Origin of the sequence: Pantoea sp. B_9, assembly GCF_008632015.1 — a bacterium.
GTDB classification, from domain to species: domain Bacteria; phylum Pseudomonadota; class Gammaproteobacteria; order Enterobacterales; family Enterobacteriaceae; genus Pantoea; species Pantoea dispersa.
The window spans coordinates 39,264-59,019 of sequence record NZ_VWVL01000006.1; the positions used below are offsets into that span (position 1 = coordinate 39,264).

The 19,756-nt window shown below is 57.9% G+C and carries 12 protein-coding genes; 9 read left to right on the forward strand and 3 right to left on the reverse strand.

Annotation, left to right across the window (positions count from 1 at the left end):
• Positions 1-17: 17 nt before the first annotated feature.
• Positions 18-2,117, reverse strand: a complete 2,100-nt coding sequence (locus tag F3I21_RS17255; RefSeq protein WP_150059408.1) for a bifunctional diguanylate cyclase/phosphodiesterase — start codon at positions 2,115-2,117, stop codon at positions 18-20.
• A gap of 547 nt (positions 2,118-2,664) precedes the next feature.
• Here F3I21_RS17255 and F3I21_RS17260 point away from each other — a divergent pair.
• The 5 genes from F3I21_RS17260 to F3I21_RS17280 are packed head-to-tail and all read left to right on the forward strand — an operon-like array spanning position 2,665 to position 7,873.
• On the forward strand, positions 2,665-3,234 hold the full coding sequence (locus F3I21_RS17260; protein ID WP_021509578.1) for a spore coat protein U domain-containing protein: 570 nt from the start codon (positions 2,665-2,667) through the stop codon (positions 3,232-3,234).
• Between the two features lie 22 nt (positions 3,235-3,256).
• Positions 3,257-3,760, forward strand: a complete 504-nt coding sequence (locus tag F3I21_RS17265) for a spore coat U domain-containing protein (protein ID WP_088518017.1) — start codon at positions 3,257-3,259, stop codon at positions 3,758-3,760.
• 23 nt (positions 3,761-3,783) lie between these two features.
• Positions 3,784-4,482, forward strand: coding sequence for a molecular chaperone (locus F3I21_RS17270; protein ID WP_370445701.1), 699 nt, complete (start codon positions 3,784-3,786; stop codon positions 4,480-4,482).
• Complete coding sequence (locus F3I21_RS17275; protein ID WP_150059409.1) at positions 4,482-6,914, forward strand: fimbria/pilus outer membrane usher protein; 2,433 nt, start codon at positions 4,482-4,484, stop codon at positions 6,912-6,914. The genes F3I21_RS17270 and F3I21_RS17275 overlap by 1 nt, the downstream gene beginning before the upstream one ends.
• Complete coding sequence (locus F3I21_RS17280; RefSeq protein ID WP_150059410.1) at positions 6,911-7,873, forward strand: spore coat U domain-containing protein; 963 nt, start codon at positions 6,911-6,913, stop codon at positions 7,871-7,873. Before F3I21_RS17275 ends, F3I21_RS17280 begins: the two co-directional genes overlap by 4 nt.
• Before the next feature lie 877 nt (positions 7,874-8,750).
• Here the strand turns inward: F3I21_RS17280 and F3I21_RS17285 are convergent.
• Entirely contained in the window at positions 8,751-10,073 is a 1,323-nt protein-coding gene (locus F3I21_RS17285) for an MFS transporter (RefSeq protein ID WP_150059411.1), read from the reverse strand.
• Between the two features lie 400 nt (positions 10,074-10,473).
• On the opposite strand from F3I21_RS17285, the gene F3I21_RS17290 reads away from it, so the two are divergent.
• The 4 genes from F3I21_RS17290 (at position 10,474) to F3I21_RS17305 (ending at position 19,216) form a co-directional block, all read left to right on the forward strand.
• Positions 10,474-12,318: an Ig-like domain-containing protein gene (locus F3I21_RS17290; protein ID WP_223815715.1), complete on the forward strand. Its 1,845-nt coding sequence runs from the start codon at positions 10,474-10,476 to the stop codon at positions 12,316-12,318.
• A 194-nt stretch (positions 12,319-12,512) separates the two neighbouring features.
• Positions 12,513-14,873, forward strand: a complete 2,361-nt coding sequence (locus F3I21_RS17295) for an Ig-like domain-containing protein (protein WP_150059412.1) — start codon at positions 12,513-12,515, stop codon at positions 14,871-14,873.
• A 12-nt stretch (positions 14,874-14,885) separates the two neighbouring features.
• Positions 14,886-16,691 carry an Ig-like domain-containing protein gene (locus tag F3I21_RS17300; RefSeq protein ID WP_150059413.1) on the forward strand — a complete coding sequence of 602 codons (1,806 nt, stop codon included), beginning with the start codon at positions 14,886-14,888 and terminating at the stop codon, positions 16,689-16,691.
• A 191-nt stretch (positions 16,692-16,882) separates the two neighbouring features.
• Positions 16,883-19,216 (forward strand): Ig-like domain-containing protein, encoded by a 2,334-nt coding sequence (locus F3I21_RS17305; RefSeq protein ID WP_150059414.1) that lies wholly within the window; start codon positions 16,883-16,885, stop codon positions 19,214-19,216.
• Between the two features lie 113 nt (positions 19,217-19,329).
• Here the strand turns inward: F3I21_RS17305 and exbD are convergent, their stop codons facing one another.
• On the reverse strand, positions 19,330-19,752 hold the full coding sequence (exbD, locus tag F3I21_RS17310; protein ID WP_021509588.1) for a TonB system transport protein ExbD: 423 nt from the start codon (positions 19,750-19,752) through the stop codon (positions 19,330-19,332).
• Positions 19,753-19,756 lie beyond the last annotated feature (4 nt).

Below are 19,756 nucleotides of genomic sequence, written 5' to 3' on the forward strand. Positions count from 1 at the left end.
AGAACAAAAATTGCTGGTCAGGCGCCGGTGAGCGGCAGCACGTTATCAGGAAAGTGCGGCGCAATCTGCGTTGATGCAGTGAATTCGCCGATGCGCTCCGCCGGCGTTGGTTTGCCCAGCAGATACCCCTGCAGCGTGTCAAAGCCGAGACCGGTCAGCAGGCGCTGCTGCTCTTCGGTCTCCACGCCCTCCGCCACCATGCGCAGGTTAAGGCTTTGCGCCAGCGTCAGCATGGCGGTCACCACGGTTGCATCCTCGCTGTCGGCACGCAGGCTGTTAATGAAGGCGCGATCAATCTTTAGTTCGCTGGCCTCAAGATGCTTGAGATGCAGCAGATTGGCGTAGCCAATGCCAAAGTTGTCGATGGCCACTTTGATGCCAAGCCGCTGTAGTTCGGCGATGCGCTGCTGGCTGAACTGCGGATCGCGCATGGCGATGTTTTCCGTGATTTCCAGCATCAGCGCGCCTTCCGGCAGCTGGTAGCGCTGCAGCGTCTGGCGCAGCGTGTCGATCAGATCGCGCTGATGAAACTGCAGTGCGGACAGGTTAACCGAGACGCTCCAGTCGCGGTTGCCCTCATCCTGCCACTGTCGCAGCTGGCGGCAGGCTTCGTTGATCACCCAGTTGCCGAGCGCCACAATCTGGCCGGTTTTCTCGGCGCGCGCCAGAAACATATCCGGCATCAGCAAGCCGCGGCGCGGATGCTGCCAGCGCAGTAACGCCTCAAAACCCATCAGAATGGTCCCGCCCGCGCGAAACTTCGGCTGGTAGAACAGGCGCATCTCCTGGCACTCCAGCGCGTTCCATAAATCGTTGGCCAGCGCCAGCTGATGCTGCGCCACCGCGCTCATCACCGGTTCAAACAGGCTCCAGCCGTTACGCCCGCTGTGCTTGGTGTGGTACATGGCCGAGTCAGCGTTGAACATCATCTCCTGCGGGTTGCGGCCATGCTGCGGGAAGATCACAATGCCGATGCTGAGCGAGACGCGCAGCGAGTAGCGATCCAGCTCAAACGGTGCATCAATGCTGTGCACCAGCCGCTGCGCCAGCGCTTCAGCCTGGGTTGCCGCGTACTGCGGACACAGCATGACAAACTCATCGCCGCCGAGGCGCGCCAGCAAAATATCCGCATCCAGCTGGGTGCGCAGCCGTTCGGCCACGGCGACCAGCAAACGATCGCCGACGTGATGCCCCCAGGTATCGTTCACCGCTTTGAAGCCGTCGAGATCCATAAACATCAGGGCAAAGGGCTGGTCATACAGCGTCGCGTGTTTGATTTGCGTGCTGAGCTGCTGGTCCAGCATGACGCGATTGGGCAGTGCAGTGAGATTATCGTGCAGCGCCAGCTGGCGCAGCTCGCTGTTGGCGCGCCGCAGCCGGGCGGCAAGACGCGCCGCGCGCAGCTGGGCGTCCAGCATAGAGATCAGCAGCGTCAGACCGAGAATGGTGAGCGTGATGATGGTTACCCACACCGCCAGCCCCTCCTGCCCCATGCCGTGGTGCTGCATGCTGCCGGGCGCGCTGAACTGCGCGGCCGCCATGCCGGTGTAGTGCATGCCGGCAATCGCCACCCCCATCGCCAGCGCCGCACAGGCGCGCATCAGCAGCAGGCTCTCGCCATGGCGCAGATGGAATGCCAGCCACAGCGCGGCACCGGATGCGCCGTAGGCAATCAGTACCGACAACGCCACCAGGCGCAAATCCCAGTGAATGGCGGGTTCGATCAGCAGCGCCAGCATGCCGAGATAGTGCATGGCAACCACGCCGCTGCCGAGGATCACCGTGCCGCGCAGCAGCCGGCGGCGCGTCAGATGGCTGCCCTGCAGGCCCTGCGCAAAGGCGAAGATGCTGGTGAGAATTGCCAGCAGCAGCGAGAAGGCGGTGAGCGGAATGTCATAGCGCATGGTCATCGGCATCATCATCGCCAGCATGCCAATGAAGTGCATCGCCCAGATGCCAATGCCCATCGCCGTACCGCCGGCCACCAGCCACAGTTTCGCCAGCAGGCCGCGCGACACGGCGACGCGCCCGGCGGTATCCAGCGCCGTAAACGCCGCGATAAATGCCACAATCAGCGAAACGGCAACCAGAACGCTATCCCAGGTAACCAGCAACATGTGCGCTCCTCAACTCAACCCGCGGCGGCGCAGGTGCGGTATCGTCAATTAACAACAGAAAAAGTGAAAACATCAATGAGAGATAGCTAATGACCACCCGCGCTGTGGCGACACAAAAACAGGTCCATAAATAACTGGAGGTATTACACGGCTATTTTTTATTCTCATCGTCTGTCGCGGCCGGGAAAAGTAATGATATCTGATTAATGCATGAACATAGCATTGAACCTGAAGTCGCGGTAGAGGGGGAAAACACTCGCCGTTTGGTTTTTTTAACGGGCCGACAGCCCTTGTTATGACTGCGTTATCGGCGAAAAGGGAGAATTGATTAGCGAAAATTCTCCGGTGCGTTGTACAAGCGGCAAAAGGGTGTTCTATAGTAAATAAAACTGATATAAATCACTAACTCAGCCTTTAAGAATTTTCTTAGGTGGCAGGGCATTAAGTTCGTTTGCCGATCGCGGCGTCTTGTTATTTACGGGTTCGTTTCATTAATAAATCACCAGGCGAAAAAGCACTGACCTTGGATAATCAGTAAGGATTGATTATGAAACTCAAGCTTTTTCTTTTGGCTACCAGCCTGAGCGCCGCGCTCGCCCCTGCAACGGTTTTTGCTGCCACCACAACGGGAACCATCAATGCCACATTGACGCTCACCACCGGCTGTCTGGTGAACGGTCAGTCCGCCACCAGCGGGGTTAACTTCGGTACACTGAACTTTGGTAGCAGCGCTGCAACCTTTGATACCTTAAACGCCACCCTGGTGGGTGCATCCGGGAACGGCATTTTTGTCCGCTGCACCACCGGTCAAACCTTCAATGTGCAGGTCACCAGCAGTAATCCGGCACCGGCCACCATTTACGGTACGGTGAGCGGCCAGCCGCGTTACCTGATCCTCGGCTCCAACAATACGCAGGGCATTGCTTACACGCTGTACAGCGACGCCGCGTTTACCACCGCCATCGCCAACAACACCAACATTGCCGCCAGCGGCACCACCGATCCGACGCTCGGCACCAACTATGCCATTTACGGTCGGGTAGTCGGCGGCGGCTTTAACCCACTGATTCCGGCCGGTACCTACACCGATACTATTAACGTGGCGGTGAACTACTGACGCCAGCGGTGGGTTAAGAAGGATGGTCTGGCTGCTGCGCGCTGGCAGCCTGGCCCTGCTGATAGGGAGCGTCCCGGCCTGGGGTTTGCCGACGGCCACCTTCCAGGTCTCTGCGTCAGTGGTGGCAGGCTGCGTGATTTCCGGTACCAATACCGGCGTGTTTGGCACGCTGAATTTTGGCACCCAGTCGGGCGTGGCGAGCAGCAGCGTCAGCGCCAGTTACGTGCAAAGCACCACCCTCACCCTCGCCTGCACGCCGGGTACCGCCCTCAGCATGAGCATCAATGGCGGCAGCAATTACACCAGCAGCCGCAATCTCAAACACACCAGTAACACCGATACCGTGGCCTACAGCCTGTACACCAACGCAGCGCACACCACGGCGATTCCGGTTAACTCGCCGGTGGCGCTGAGTTACAGCAACGCCAATAACATCGTGCTGCCGATTTATGGCCTGTTAACCCTGCCCGGCCCGACGCGCGCCGGGACTTATACCGATACGTTAACCGTCACCCTGAGCTGGTGACGGCAGCATAAAAAGGATGAAAGATGATGAGCCTGCGCGCCCTGCTTCTGTGGTTTCTTCTGGCCCTGTCGCCCGCCAGCTTCGCGGCCAACTCGCTGATGATCTGGCCGATCGATCCCGCCATCAATCCGCAGGAAAAAGCCAGTGAACTGTGGCTGGAGAATCGCGGTAACGCCACCACCATCATGCAGGTGCGCATCTTCAACTGGCAGCAGATTGACGGCCAGGAACAGTATCAAACGCAGCAGCAGGTGGTCGCCAGCCCGCCGATGGTGCGGCTGGAACCGGGGCAGAAGCAGCTGGTGCGTCTGATTCGCCAGAGCGCGCCGCCCGCCGGCGTGGAGCAAGCCTATCGCGTGGTGCTGGATGAGATCCCGACGCCGCGCTCGCCGGGCGAGAATCAGGCCGGGCTGACGTTTCAGATGCGCTACTCGGTGCCGCTGTTTGTCTATGGCGATGGCCTGACGCGCGACAGCGCCAAAGCCGATCTCAGCTGGCGTCAGGTCAGCCGCGACGGCAAACGCTGGCTGGAGCTGACCAATCGCGGCAACGGCCACGCGCGCCTGAGCAACGTCACCGTCGGCGGTCGCGCGCTCGGCAACGGCCTGTTTGGCTATGTGCTGGCTAACAGCAGCCACCGCTGGCCGCTGAACAGCCCGGTGAGCGGTGAACTCGCGGCCGAGGTGAATAAAACTCACTGGCGCAGCGCTGCCGCGCGCTGATGAAGCTGACGCCGCCTCCCTGCGCGCTGGCGGTGACCAGCGTGCTGTGCTTTTCCCCGCTGAGCAGCGCAGAGACTTTCTCTGAGCTGCCACCGCCGCCTGCCGTCAGCCACAGCGCCAGCGGCCAGCAATACATGCTGGAACTGGTGGTGAACCAGCGCGAACGGGGCGAGATTGTGCCGGTCGAGCGGCGCGACGGTGAGTTCTGGCTGCGCAGCGGCGATCTGCAGCGTGCCGGCATTCCGGCGGCGAAGCTGGCTGGCGAACAGGTCGCTCCCGGTCAGTTGGGGGAGGTCAAAGTGGAATACGATGAACGCCGCCAGCGCCTGCTGCTGACGGTACCGCCCGCCTGGCTGCCAGAGCAGACGCTCGGTCAGCCGCAAAATGGCCCGCGCTATCCCGGCCAGGCCAGCAACGGCGCGCTGCTCAACTACGACCTTTACGCCACGCGCACCGACAACGCCGGTTCGCGCCTCTCCAGCTGGAATGAGCTGCGCCTGTTCGGCCCGGCCGGCCAGTTCTCCACTAACGGTGTCTATATTCAGCAGCTTGCGGGCGACACCCGCGGCCAGCAGCAGGGTTACATTCGCTACGACACCTGGTACAGCAACGAGAACGAGAATGCCGCGCTGAGCTGGCGCGCCGGGGATTTGATTACGGATGCGCTGGGCTGGAGCAACAGCGTGCGCCTTGGCGGCGTGCAGATCGCGCGTGACTTCAGCGTGCGACCGGATCTGGTCACTTACCCGCTGCCGGCCTTTAGCGGCCAGGCGGCGGTGCCGTCGTCAGTCGATCTGTTTATCAATGGTTACCGCAGCGCGCAGGCCAACGTGCAGCCGGGGCCGTGGTCGCTGACCAATGTGCCATTCGTGAACGGGGCGGGCGATGCGGTGATCACCACCACCGACGCGGTCGGTCGTCAGGTGACGACGACGCTGCCGTTCTACGTCTCCAGCAGCCTGCTGAAAACCGGCCTGTCCGATTACGCCTTCTCCGCCGGGGCAATTCGCGAAAACTACGGCATCAAAAACTTTGATTACGGCGCGGCGGCGGCCAGCGGATCCTATCGCTACGGCCTGCGCGACTGGCTGACGCTGGAATCGCACGCCGAAGGCAGCAGTGACGTGGCGATGGGCGGTGCCGGCGCGCTGGTGAAGCTGGGCAGCCTGGGCGTCATCAACGCCGCGCTGGCGCAGAGCCAGCTGGACGGCAGGCCCGGCACCCAGTACAGCTGGGGTTACCAGTACAACAACAACTGGTTCAGCCTCGGCACCCAGCACACGCTGCGCAGCGCGGATTTCGGCAACCTGGCGCTGGTCGGCAGCCGCGGCGACAGCGCCAATACCAGCTATTCGCTCGCCAGACGCAGCGCGCAGTACACCGCCAGCCTGTCGCTCAACCAGTACGGCAGCCTCGGTCTGGCGTATCTGGACATCGCCGGCGGCAGCGGCGATCGCACCCGCCTGTGGAATTTATCGTGGAGTAAAAACCTGTGGGGCAACAGCAGCCTGTACATCTCCGCCAGCCGCGACCAGCAGCAGGGCGACTGGAGCGGCGCGATTTCGCTGGTGATTCCGTTTGGCGAACAGAGCAGCGCATCGATCAGCGTCGAGCGCGATCAGCAGGGACAAAGCAATCAGCGCCTGTACGTGTCGCGCGCCATGCCGAGCGACGGCGGTTTTGCTTACGATGCGTCATGGGCGCATCAGGGCGGCGACAGCGGCGATTATCGTCAGGGCAGCCTGCGCTATCGCAACAACAAGATTGATACTTCCGCTGGCTTTTACGGCGACGATGACAACACCACGCAGTGGGCCGATTTCACCGGCTCGCTGGTGCTGATGGACAACCATGTGTTCGCCGCCAACAACATCAACGATGCCTTTGTGGTGGTGAAAACCCGCTATCCGGACGTGACGGTGCGCTACGAGAACCAGGCGATGGGCCGCACCGATGACGCCGGCTATTTGCTGGTGCCGTCCATCAGCAGCTACTACGGCGCGAAGTACGATATCGATACCCTCGATCTGCCGGCTGACATGACCGCGCCCAAAGTGGAGCAGCGTTTCGCGGTGAAGCGCAAAAGTGGCTATCTGCTGAATTTCCCGGTGGAGCGTCTGCGCGCCGCCAGCGTGATCCTGCACGACAGCGACGGCCAGCCGCTGCCGGTCTCCAGCCAGGTATTGCGCCGCGATCGCGCCACCGAATATGTCGGCTGGGATGGCCTCGTGTGGATGGAAGATCTCAGCGCCAGCAACCCGATGCGCGTGGTGACGCCGGACGGTCGTCAGTGCGAGACCACACTGGCTATCGCTGAGGGTCAGCCTAAAGCGCTGCAGACTTACGGTCCACTCACCTGCCCGCTGCCGCCTGCCGCGCCCGGTACGGCAGTGAATGCCGCCAACAACTCACAGTCAGGGATCTCGCCATGAGGAAATTTCTGTTCTTGCTGCTGTGGCTGCTGCCGGCCAGCAGCTACGCGCTCTGTTCGCTTTCGGCCCCCAGCGCCAGCTTTGGCACGCAAACCACGTTTTACGTGCAGTCGACGGCGGTCAATACCTCCAGTAACACCAACGTTAACTGCGGCACCGGCACGCTCAACCTGCTGGGCAGCGATTACGTCGCCTATGCGTTTACCACCGCCAACTACCTGAGCGGCACGCGCGCCACCATGAAGGCGTCTGCCAGCGGCACCGATAACGTGCCGATTCAGCTGTGCATCGACAGCGCCTGTGCCACCGAACTGCGCCAGGGCGGCAGCTATCGCTGGAACTCTTCCGCGCTGCTGGCGCTCGGCAACAGCCTCAATTTTGTCATTCCACTCTATTTCCGCACCGTGCCTGGCCAGGTGATTGCCGCCGGCAGTTACACCACCACCATCACGCTGACGGTGAGTTATAACGTGTGCGCCGGGTTGAACGTGGCCGGCGTGTGCGTCGGCACGGTGCAGAGCAGCAGCGGGACGGCGATGCCGATCACCGTGAATATGGTGATCACCAACGACTGCACCACGATTACGGCACCGAACGTCAGCTTCGGCAGTGCGCCGCTGGTCGGTAGTTTTTCTACCGTGCAGCAGACGATTAACGTGGTGTGTTCAAAGGGCAGCACGTATACGGTGGGACTGAGCAACGGCAGCTATTTCAGCGGCACCACGCGCCAGATGGCGAGCGGCACCAACCGGCTGGCGTACGATATTTATAAAGGCACCACCACCACCAATCGCTGGGGCCCGAGCGGCAGCGACCGCTGGAGCAGCGCGACCTCGACATCGCTCAACGCGGATACCGTGACGCGCAACTTTACCTATACGGCGCAGATCATGACTACGCAAAATACGCCCGCAGCGGGGAATTACAGCGATAGCGTGGTGGTGGATGTGGCGTTTTAGCGGGGTGGGGTCAGGAGTGGGCCGATCGCGCGGGCGTTGAGGTGAAGCACAGGTCTGCGAAACCGCACCGAGCGGTTCCCTCTCCCGCATGCGGGAGAGGGTTAGGGTGAGGGCCTGCAGGCAGAGCAGGAGCTCGCTGGCACCCTCATCCCCCGCCTTCTCCCGCCAGCGGGAGAAGGGGCTGATCGCGCGGGCGTTGAGGTGAAGTGCAGGTTTGCAAAACCGCACTGAACGGTTCCCTCTCCCGCGTGCGGGAGAGGGTTAGGGTGAGGGCCAGCAGGCAGAGCAGGAGCTGGCTGGCACCCTCATCCCCCGCCTTCTCCCGCCAGCGGGAGAAGGGGCTGATCGCGCGGGCGTTGAGGTGAAGTGCAGGTCTGCAAAACCGCACTGAGCGGTTCCCTCTCCCGCACGCGGGAGAAGGGGCCGATCGAGCGAGTGTTGAGGTGAAGTGCAGGTTTGCGAAACCGCCCTGAGCGGTTCCCTCTCCCGCGTGCGGGAGAGGGTCAGGGTGAGGGCCAGCGCGCAGACGGGTGCTGGCTGGCACCCTCATCCCCCGCCTTCTCCCGCTGGCGGGAGAAGGGGCCGACCAAGTGGATGTTGAGGTAAAGTGCAGGTCTGCGAAACCGCACCGAGCGGTTCCCTCTCCCGCGTGCGGGAGAGGGTCAGGGTGAGGGCCAGCAGGCAGAGCAGGAGCTCGCTGGCCCCCTCATCCCCCGCCTTCTCCCACTGGCAGGAGAAGGAGCCGATCGCGCGGATGTTGAGGTGAATCGCAGGTCTGCGAAACCGCACCGAACGGTTCCCTCTCCCGCGTGCGGGAGAGGGTCAGGGTGAGGGCCAGTGAGAGAAACGCAGGGTGAGTCCAGCGCGCGCACTCTAACTACAGCGACGCGCCCACTACTGTTGCGCTGTGCCGTGCCTGGTACTGTTTAACCATGCGGCCGATCAGCAGCGTGCCCACCAGACCGCACACCGCGGCAAACGACAGCCAGACGCCCGGCATCGCTTTATCGCCTGTAGCATGAATCAGATAGCTCGAAATCGCCGGCGTAAAACCACCAAACAGCGCGGTCGCCAGGCTGTAGGCCAGCGAAAAGCCCGAAGCACGCACTTCAGCGGGCATGATCTCCGCCAGATACACCACCATCGCGCCGTTATAGCTGGCGTACAGGAACGATAACCACAGCTCCGCTTCCACCAGGTGCGCAAAGGTCGGCGATCCCACCAGCCCGTGCAGCACCGGCCAGGTCGTCAGGATCATCAACACGGTAAAGGTAATCAGCAGCGGTCGCCGCCCAACGCGGTCCGACAGCGCGCCCATCACCGGCAGCCAGAACAGGTTAGAGATGCCAACAAACAGCGTCACGAGGAAGCTCTGTTTGTCACTCATCATCAGCACGGTTTTACCAAAGGTCGGGGTAAACGCGGTGATCATGTAGAACATCACCGTGGTGGTGACCACCATCAGCATGCCGGCCAGCACCAGCGCCCAGTTTTGTCCCACGGAACGCACAATCTGGCCCATCGACGGGTGTGATTTGCGCTGACTGAAGGCTTCGGTCTCTTCGAGCATGCGGCGAATCCAGAACAGGAACGGCACAATCAGACAGCCGACCACAAACGGAATACGCCAGCCCCATTCGGTCACCGCGTCCTTCGCCAGCAGATGATTAAGCCCCAGCCCCAGCAGCGCGGCGAAGATCACCGCTACCTGCTGGCTGCCCGACTGCCAGCTGACGTAAAAGCCTTTGCGGCCTTTGGGGGCCACTTCAGACAGATAAACCGAAACGCCACCCAGCTCCACGCCCGCCGAGAAGCCCTGCAGCAGGCGGCCCAGCAGAATCAGAATCGGTGCCGCCGCGCCCAGCGTGGCGTAGCCTGGCACCAGCGCGATAGTCAGCGTACCGAGCGCCATCAGGCCGAGCGTCAGCAGCAGCCCTTTGCGCCGGCCGTGATGGTCAATGTAGGCCCCCAGTATAATCGCCCCGAGCGGACGCATCAGGAAGCCGGCGCCAAAGGTCATCAACGTCAGCATCAGCGAAGCAAACGGATCGTCGCCCGGGAAAAAGGTTTTTGCAATGGCGGTGGCGTAGTAGCCAAACACCATAAAATCGTACATCTCAAGAAAGTTACCGCTGGTAACGCTAAAGATGGTTTTGGCACCGCCCTGCGATGACTTTTGTAAAGTGTGACTTGAGCTCATATCGTCCTTCCTGGTTTTTCTCCTGTTTTAGCCTGCCGGCGCGTGAATAGATGTGATCCTGTTCACCATTGCACTTTACAAAAGCACAAACAAAGGTAACAAATGATTAACAAGACGCACCAATCAGCTTATGAGGAAAGTTAATAATTCTGGGCTTTTGCGCTGGCTGGCGCGGGACAGACTATCGACCTTTCCGGTGACATAACTTCAGCACCATCAGGCCTAAGCAAGCCATGTCATGAGCTTTATCCTGCTCTTTTTAATGCCTTTTTCATTAGCATAACTTATTAAGATCAGTCTTAGAAACGAGACGATTCTGGTACATGGCGCTATCCCCTCCCCCGTTAAGCTGGGCAGGCAACGGTAATCACGCCGTTGATGATTTTGGTGGAGAATACTTATGCTAACACCTCTCAGCTTTGACCCCTTTTCATCCATTAATACCTTGCGAGTGGGCACACCTTATCCGCTGCTGAGCGGCAGCCTGCCGGCGCAGGCCGGTGAAATCATTGAATTCATTATCAACGATCACCGCTACAGCACGCCGATTGCCGCAGACGGCAGCTGGTCATTTCAGCCGCCGTTCTCACTGAGCGAAGGCAGCCACGACATGGTGGCGCGCATCGGCGACAACAGCGAACCGCATCCGTTCTCTGTTGACGTCGCGCTCTCGGTGCCGGACAAACCGGCGATCACCGCGCTGTTTGACGACGTCGGCAGTGAAACCGGCCCGGTCGGACGCGGACACACCATTGATGACACCACACCCAAAGTGCAGGGCTATGCGCTGCCGGGCAGCATGGTGCGGCTGTACGATCACGGCAGGCTGATTGGCAGCACCGTGGCCAGTAAAAGCGGCGAATGGTCGCTGAAGCCGCTGCTGGGCGCGGGCGGGCATCAGCTAACCGTCACCGCCACCGACGAGTTTGGTCGCGTCAGCGAACCTTCTGACCACTTCGACATCACTGTGGTTGACAGCGGACCGGTGCCGCCAACCATCAGCTACGCCATTGACGATGTCGGCACCGTGCAGGGCCAGCTCGCCAGCGGTTCCACCACCGACGACTTCTCGCCGCTGATCGTGGGCCGCGCGGAGCCGAACAGCATCGTTTATCTGTTCGCGCAGAACGATCACGGCGGAATCGGCTATAAAGGCAGCGTTAAAACCGATGCCAACGGCGACTGGGTGATTCAGTCGCGCGCGATGATCAGCGGTGACGGCATCTACACCTTCTATGCTTCTTACGAGAACAGCAAAGACGACTACCGCCCGGATTTCAGCCTTAATATGTCGGCGCTGGAGAATCTGCGTCCGGCTATCGACTTTGCGCGTGACGATACCGGCGCCCATACCGGCCTGGTGTACCATCGCGGCACCACTGACGATAAAACGCCGGTGCTGGAAGGTCGCGGTGCGCCGGGCAGCATCGTTGAAATTGAGTACAACCTGAGTAACAGCGGCTGGCACAGCGCGGGCAGCGTGATAGTCGATGCGCAGGGCAACTGGCAGTTCGCCGGCTTCGAACTGACCTACTTTGGCGAATGGGGTTTCCGCTCGCGCGGCGTGGCCGATGGCAAAGCCAGCGCGTGGAGCGATAAATTCGAGCTGCTGGTGATCCCCGGCGCGCCGCTGGAACCGACCATCGACTACGCCTGGGACAACGCGGGCCCGCTGCAGGGGCCGGTTTATCAGCACGACTCAACCGATGACACCACGCCAACGCTGCACGGCAGCGGCACGCCGGGTCAGGTGATTGAGATCGAGTATGGCGTGCAGGGCGAAGGTCTGCGCCACGCCGGCAGCGTGCTGGTCGATGCCGACGGCAAGTGGAGCTTTACCTCGCCGTATCTGCATCAGCCTGGCGTGTGGGAATATCAGGCGCGCGCCTCAACCGGCGAGATGAAGAGCAACTGGAGCAGCAAATTCGTGCTCGACGTCAGCCCGGACGCCGCGTTCGATCAGCTGGCGCAGGATGAAGCCCAGCCGGATGCGCTGACGCTGCACCAGCTGCTGAGCGAAGGTGGCAAAGGCCTGTTCGTTAAGGATGACAGCACCCAGCTGCTGGTGAACGGCAAGCCGGGCGACAGCGTGCAGCTGCAGGATATTCTGCCGGCAGGTGAAGCGGTCGACGGCTGGACGCAGCAGACCGGCACGCTGACCATCGCCGGTACGCAATATCACGTCTGGAGCCATGGCGACGCCGAACTGCTGGTGCAGGACGGCGTGCAATTGCAACTGGTGTAACCCCCCGATGCCGTGCGCGCAGCACGGCATCATCCTGCCCTCTTTCCCCGATTTTTCACCTGCTCGGACTTTTCTCCCTTCGGGACAGGTCTCATACAGCGTTTTACGTCATCTATTACAAAATGCGCCCTTTATAACAAGGCGCAGCGGCCCTCGCTGCAATGGACCCAACGTAAAATACAGGAATAACCTCCATGGATCTGTTTGATTTTAAAGAGGTGAAGTACCTCGAGCGCGACACCAACACCCCAACCTTTCTCGGTGAAATCAAGTCAGAAGCGGGTAAAGGCGGCCAGGTAATGATTACCCTCGGCGACAGGAATTTCTTTGTCGATATCAACCCGCAGGACGGCAGCTGGAAGTGGACGCCACCGGAAGCGCTGGCCGATGGTGAATACAGCATCTCCTTTATGACCATCGACACCGCCGGTAACGTCAGTACGCCGACGCAGCGCACGCTGATCATTGACACCATGCCGCCGGTCGCACCAACCCTGCTTAACCTGTATGACGATCAGGGCGCCATCACCGGCAGCTTCGATGCGGGCAAAATGACCGACGACCGCCGCCCGACCCTGACCGGCATCGCCGAAAAAGGCACCGTGGTGTACCTGAAAGAGGGCAACACCGTTATTGGCAGCGCCAAAGCCGACGAGAAAACCGGCCTGTGGACGCTGGAACCGACGGTGGATCTGGCGGATGGGCGCCACAACCTGACGCTGGTGGCGGCTGAAACCTTTGCGGATAAGCTGCGCGAGGGTAAGCCCTCGGATGAGTTTATTATCGTGATTGGCAAGGATGGCGACAATCAGCCAAAACCGGGTGTCAATGTAGAAATTAGACATGCAATTGATTACGTCGGAGAGAATACCGGATTATTAAAAAGTGGTGGCATTACCGATGAAACCTCACCAAAACTTTATGGTTCCTCATCAGAAGGCCATGATGTCTTAATTCAGTACCGTAATAACAATGGACAATGGATTGATGGTGGCAAAGCTAGCATTGAAGGAGATACCTGGACCTGGACACCGAATCCTGCGTTACAAGCAGGCAATTGGGAGTTTCGAGCAAATGCTGGTTTCGGCTGGAGTGATGAGTTTAAACTAAAAATAGATTCCAACCCCACCCTGCTGACAGAAATTACTCATGCATGGGATGATTCTGGTAAATTGACAGGCATGTTAGGTAATGGTGCTATCACTGATGACCGCATCCCTACATTACATGGACGGGCGGAATCTAATAGTACAGTATATCTTTTTTATCGTAACATTTTAGGGGATTGGGATTACCTTGATACCGTTATGACAGGTGCCGATGGCCACTGGGAATATAATACTGATCGCCTGCCTGTTGCGAGTTATGAATTCCAGGCAAGCAGCACACCAACACGAAATGTTAATGGGCAAATCTTCAGCCTGCAAATCGTTGCTCCTGATTCTTTCACTCCAACGATTGAAGCAGCCATAGATAATACTGGGCCACGCCAGGGTAATAAATCTTCTGGCGATGTTACTGATGACACCACTCCCGAAATAAAGGGAAAGGCCGAATCAAATAGTGTGGTTTATATTGAATACACCAACGGTTCTGAGAGTTTTCTATATTCAGTTACAGCAACCCTTTCCGGAGATTGGTCTTTAACCCCACCATCTTTATCTTATGGTGACTGGAAGTTTGAAGCCTACTCTATAAATTCGAAAAAAAGCATTTTTAATTTAACAATCAAAGAAAGTGACTTTATATCGTCGAAAGAAATATTTTCTGAACGTGGATTGTTTAATTTAATAAAACATCAATCTATAACTTTGGATTCCGGCCTAACAATTAACACCCTAGATGGAGCTGTCCGCAACACTTATTGGGAAGAAAATGAAAGCAATCTCGATAGAAGATTATTCATAGGGAAGTTCAACCCTGTGGGGTACGACTGTGTATATTCAAAAATTGAATTTCTCGTAGAACAGTCGAAATATTTCAAATTCTTGTTTAACACTCAAAGAAATTCTGAAGTTAAAGTATCATATTTTGATAAGGATGGAAAACTAATTGAACAGGAGGTTATCAAAAGTTTCAATGGTAGCAATAAAGGCCTAGTCGACCATACATTTACTGCACCTGAAAACGAACTTATCCATAAAGTAATCGTTGAAAACGGTCAATATATAAAAGATGCCAAGCCGTATTGGGATCTATTGTATATTGATGATATTGCGTGGGGAGTCGATGTTCCTTCAAATAAAATTTTCGATGAATCGTCACATCAACTCAATGTTGAAAATATTAACGTCTTAGAGGTTATATCTATTGAAGATATTCTCGATAATGGCCAAAAAGACCTCTTCATCGACGACGGCAAAACCCAGCTGATGGTCAACGGCAACCACGGCGACACCGTGCGCCTCGAAGACATCCTGCCTGAAGGCAGCGAGCAAAATGGCTGGGCTGAGCAGGCTGGCACCGTGACCATCGCCGGCACCCAGTACCACGTCTGGAGCAACGGCGACGCTGAGCTGCTGGTGCAGGACGGCGTGAAAACCGAGCTGGTGTAAGGGAGATCCATCATGAATCAGATTCTTAATGCATCCTACCGCTACACCGACGATCCGCGCCGCGGCTACGGCGGAACTGCAGCGCAGGCGCGCAACGGCTTCGCGGAAATCGCTATTGACGGCAACGAGCCGTATACCGTCAAGGTGGGCCCGGATGGCCGCTGGAGCTGGACGCCGCCCGCCGACTGGACGCCAGGCGAGCACATCGTGTCGGTGCGCATGATCGACGCGGCCGGCAACATCGGTAATCCCACCCAGTTCATTCAGGTGGTCGACTACACGGCGCCGGACGCGCCGCGCCTGCTCAATATGTACGATGACCAGGGCGACATCACCGGCAGCTTCGACGCCGGGCGCATGACCGATGAACGTCGCCCTACCCTGACCGGCGTCGCCGAAAAAGGCACTGTGGTGTACCTGAAAGAGGGCGATACGGTGATCGGCAGCGCGCAGGCCGACGCCATCACCGGTATCTGGACGCTGGAGCCGGACGCCGATCTGAGCGACGGCACCCATCAGCTGACACTGGTAGCGGTCGAAACCTTCAACGGCAAGCTGCGCGAGGGCGAACCGTCTGCGCCGTTTGAGCTGCTGATTGGCCGCGACGGTTCTGCCGCCACGGTGATTTCCCACGCGGTGGATGACGCCGGTCCGGTCACCGGCTCGCTGCTGAGCGGCGCGCTCACCGACGATGCCACGCCGCAGCTGCACGGCAGCGCCCCGGCGGGCAGCACGGTTTTTGTGCAGTACCGTAACGCCAGCGGTGAATGGGTTGACGGCGGCGCGGCGCAGATGGACGGTACCCGCTGGAGCTGGACGCCACCGGCTGAGCTGGAGGCCGGCAGCTGGGAGTTCCGCGCCGGTCAGGAAGGCAGCTGGAGCGACAGCTTTACGCTCGACATCGCCTTCGCCGGCAGCGACGCGCTGCACGCCACGCTGACCCACGCCACCGACGATTTCGGCCCGGTCACCGGCACTCTGCTGAGTGGTGCGCTCACCGATGACACCACGCCAACCCTGAGCGGGCGCGGCGAAGCCAACAGCAACGTGGTGGTGCGCTACGGCATTGCCGGCGAGTTCACCCATTCCGTAGTGGTGACCGTAGGCGCGGACAGCAACTGGAGCTTCACGCCGCCGGCGCTGGAGTACGGCGTCTGGTCGTTTGCCGCGCAGGCGCAGGGCGACAGCCAGTGGAGCGATACCTTCGAGCTGGTCCTGATGCCGGGCGGCCAGCACAAGCCGGAGATCCTCAGCGTGTACGACGACGTGGCGCTGTATATCGGCGAAATCAGCAACGGCGGCATCACTAACGACCGCCAGCCGGAGCTGAGCGGCGTCGCCGAAGCTAACAGCGTGCTCAACGTCTATGACGGCAGCACGCTGATCGGCAGCGTGCAGGTCGGCGCAGACGGCAACTGGCGCTTTATCACGCCGGCGCTCAGCGACGACTCGCACAGCCTCAGCGTGAGCTACGGCGCTTACGACGCTGGCCTGCCGGCGTACAGCATCGTCGTGGACACCACGCCGCCGGGCGAGGTGGAAATCAACGCGCTCGCCCCGCTCGGTCTGACGCTCAGCGACGTGGTGGAAGCCGGTCAGCAGGGCCTGTTCATTGACGACGGCAAAACCCAGCTGCGCGTCAGCGGCCAGGCCGGCGACAGCGTGCAGCTCAGCGACATCCTGCCGGAAGGCGAAGCGGTCAGCGGCTGGACGCAGCAAACCGGCACCGTGACCATCGCTGGCAGCCAGTATCACGTGTTCAGCCACGGCGACGCCGAGTTGCTGGTGCAGGACGGCGTGAAAATCGAGCTGGTGTAATCCTCCGATGCCGTGCACGCAGCACGGCATCATCCTGCCCTTTCCCCTGCTTTTTCTCTGCTCGGACTTTTCTCCCTTCGGGACGTGTCTGATACGGCGTGTTACGTCATCTATTACAAAATGCGCTCTCTATAACAAGGCGCGGCGGCCCTCGCTGCAATAAACCGACGACCAACACAGGAATATTTTCCATGGAACTGTTCAATTACGAAGAGGCGAAATACCTCGAGCGCGACACCAATACCCCCACGTTTTTTGGCTACGCAAGGTCTGAAATTGGTAAGGGCGGTACCATGCTGATTACCGTCGGCAAAGAGACCTTTACGGTTGATATCAATCCCGCCGACGGCTACTGGAGCTGGACGCCATCCACGCCGCTGGAGGATGGTTACTACAACATGTCTTTCCAGTCGGTTGATAAGGCCGGCAACCCGAGCGCGCCAACGCTGCGTACGCTGATTGTTGATACCACGCCGCCGGCAGCACCGACGCTGCTGAACATGTATGACGATCAGGGTGACATCACCGGCAGCTTCGATTCTGGCAAGATGACCGACGACCGCCGTCCGACCCTGACCGGCATCGCGGAGAAAGGCGTGATTGTTTATCTGAAGGAAGGCGATACGGTTATCGGCAGCGCGAAGGCGGATGAACATACCGGGATGTGGAAGATCGAGCCGGAGATTGACCTCACCGACGGTCAGCATGATTTGACGCTGGTGGCGAGTGAAACCTTTGCGGACAAGGTGCGCGAGGGTGAGCCGTCGGATGAGTTCACAATTATTATAGGTAAAGACGGCGAAGTACCGGTCGATCCGGGCGGCGTGGCGAAAATCATTGATGCCGTTGATAACGTCGGCAACGTGACCGGCTCATTGAAGAGCGATGGTATCACCGATGATACCACGCCAGAACTGCGCGGCAGCGCGCCAGCAGGCAGCGTAGTGCGGATTCAGTACCGGAATGCTCAGGGTGAATGGGTAGATGGCGGTAATGCAGTAATGAACGGCACCAGCTGGAGCTGGACACCGAATCCGGCGCTAACCGAAGGCAACTGGCAATTCAGAGCAAATGCCGGCGACGAGTGGAGTAACGAATTCACCCTTAATATTGATTTGGTGCCTGCAAGCGAGACCACGATTGCTTACGCCTGGGATAATTATGGTCTTGCCACTGGCATGTTAGGGAATTCCGCCCGGACAGATGACCGCACACCTACGTTACATGGGCGCGCCGAAGCAAACAGTATTGTTTATATTGAATATGGCAAAGCTGGAGCCCCCTGGATTCCAGGTTATTCAGTTCAGGTTGGTGCTGATGGTAACTGGGAATTTACACTACCTATCGAATTAGGTAATGGTAACTGGGAGTTCCGGGCAAAAAGTGGTAATAGTGGCGCATTCACACCCAAGTTCAAACTCAATGTGATTGATAATAATCTTGCTCCAACTATTGATTTCGCCCTGGATAATGTGGGTAAAACACAAGGAAAATTAGCATCTGGTAGTATAACTGACGATACAACTCCCGAGCTACAAGGCCATGCCGAAGCCAACAGCACTGTCTATATAGAATACTATCTTGGAAACAGCAGTAAAAACATCGCCTCAGTGACTGCTAATATATATGGAGAATGGACATTTTCCCCGCCAAGACTTAATTATGGGAACTGGACTTTCAATGCTTATACAAACGAAAAAGCACAGAGTACATTTGAAATAAACGTCAGAGAAACCGACTTTACCAGCAGTCGCGAAGATTTTAGTAATGGAGCATTTATACTTATACCAGGTAACACAGTCACTTTAGCATCTGGCATCAAAGTATACCATCAGTATGGGCTCGCCTATCAAAAGGATAAATTAACGATCGGTAATGATTTTCATAACTCTAACTTTGCCACTAACAAACAATCGGCCGTTCATTTTTATATTGAGAAATCAAACTACTTTAAGTTTGATGCTTCTTTTGGATACAGTCAATATAACACAGTATCTTTTTACAATGAAAAAAATGAGCGTATAGGGTCAATTGTAGTTGATAAAAAATATGGCTATCATGCTTATGAGTTTATTGCCCCGGAAGGAGAATTAATAAGTAAAGTATCGGCATCCAATAGTTTTTATACTGACTCTTATGGTAAATCATACTATGACATTTTTTCGTTAGACAATTTCGATTGGGGTATAAAGGATAATGTGATCAAATCCACTGATTTATCTGTGAATGAAATTTCCACATTAGATGCCGATATGTTTAGTGCCTTAGAAAATATAACTGCTGAAGAAGTGTTCTCAAAAGGAACCAAAGATCTCTTCATCGACGACGGCAAAACCCAGCTGATGGTCAACGGCAATCAGGGCGACACCGTACGCCTGGAAGATATCCTGCCTGAAGGCAGCGAGCAGGAGGGATGGACCGAGCAAACCGGCACCGTGACCATCGCCGGGAACCAGTATCACGTGTTCAGCCACGGCGACGCGGAACTGCTGGTACAGGACGGCGTAACGGTGAATCTGGTTTAACCGCGGTTCGGCACCGCATCCTGACATGGCGGCCTGCTCCGGCCGCCGCAATAAAAAAGGTCGTCATAATTGACGACCTTACAGATAAGCTGGCTGGGTTTACGCCGGTGAAACTATTTCTTCACCGTCTCCATGCCCATCAAACCAATCTTCAGATAACCCGCTTCACGCAGCTGATCCATCACCGACATCAGCGTTTCATAATCCACTGACTTATCCGCCTGGAAGAAGATGGTGGTCTCTTTGTTGCCTTCGGTTTGCGCGGTGAGCGCGTTCACCAGCGTCTCTTTGGTCACCGCATCGTTACCAATGTAGATCTGTTTATCGGCTTTGATCGACAGATAAACCGGCTTCTCCGGACGCGGCTGTGGCGCGCTGGTGGAAGCAGGCAGATTGACGCGCACATCCACCGTGGCGAGCGGCGCGGCGACCATGAAGATGATCAGCAGCACCAGCATAACGTCGATAAACGGCGTCACGTTGATTTCGTGCATTTCGCCATCGCCGACCGCATCATCGTTTAAACGCATCGCCATAATA

What these genes read in the sequence shown, in the direction of transcription:
- F3I21_RS17255 (WP_150059408.1), bottom strand. Translation starts at nt 2,117, where the DNA reads ATGTTGCTGGTTACCTGGGATAGCGTTCTGGTTGCCGTTTCGCTGATT.
- F3I21_RS17260 (WP_021509578.1), top strand. Translation starts at nt 2,665, where the DNA reads ATGAAACTCAAGCTTTTTCTTTTGGCTACCAGCCTGAGCGCCGCGCTC.
- F3I21_RS17265 (WP_088518017.1), top strand. Translation starts at nt 3,257, where the DNA reads ATGGTCTGGCTGCTGCGCGCTGGCAGCCTGGCCCTGCTGATAGGGAGC.
- F3I21_RS17270 (WP_370445701.1), top strand. Translation starts at nt 3,784, where the DNA reads ATGATGAGCCTGCGCGCCCTGCTTCTGTGGTTTCTTCTGGCCCTGTCG.
- F3I21_RS17275 (WP_150059409.1), top strand. Translation starts at nt 4,482, where the DNA reads ATGAAGCTGACGCCGCCTCCCTGCGCGCTGGCGGTGACCAGCGTGCTG.
- F3I21_RS17280 (WP_150059410.1), top strand. Translation starts at nt 6,911, where the DNA reads ATGAGGAAATTTCTGTTCTTGCTGCTGTGGCTGCTGCCGGCCAGCAGC.
- F3I21_RS17285 (WP_150059411.1), bottom strand. Translation starts at nt 10,073, where the DNA reads ATGAGCTCAAGTCACACTTTACAAAAGTCATCGCAGGGCGGTGCCAAA.
- F3I21_RS17290 (WP_223815715.1), top strand. Translation starts at nt 10,474, where the DNA reads ATGCTAACACCTCTCAGCTTTGACCCCTTTTCATCCATTAATACCTTG.
- F3I21_RS17295 (WP_150059412.1), top strand. Translation starts at nt 12,513, where the DNA reads ATGGATCTGTTTGATTTTAAAGAGGTGAAGTACCTCGAGCGCGACACC.
- F3I21_RS17300 (WP_150059413.1), top strand. Translation starts at nt 14,886, where the DNA reads ATGAATCAGATTCTTAATGCATCCTACCGCTACACCGACGATCCGCGC.
- F3I21_RS17305 (WP_150059414.1), top strand. Translation starts at nt 16,883, where the DNA reads ATGGAACTGTTCAATTACGAAGAGGCGAAATACCTCGAGCGCGACACC.
- exbD (WP_021509588.1), bottom strand. Translation starts at nt 19,752, where the DNA reads ATGGCGATGCGTTTAAACGATGATGCGGTCGGCGATGGCGAAATGCAC.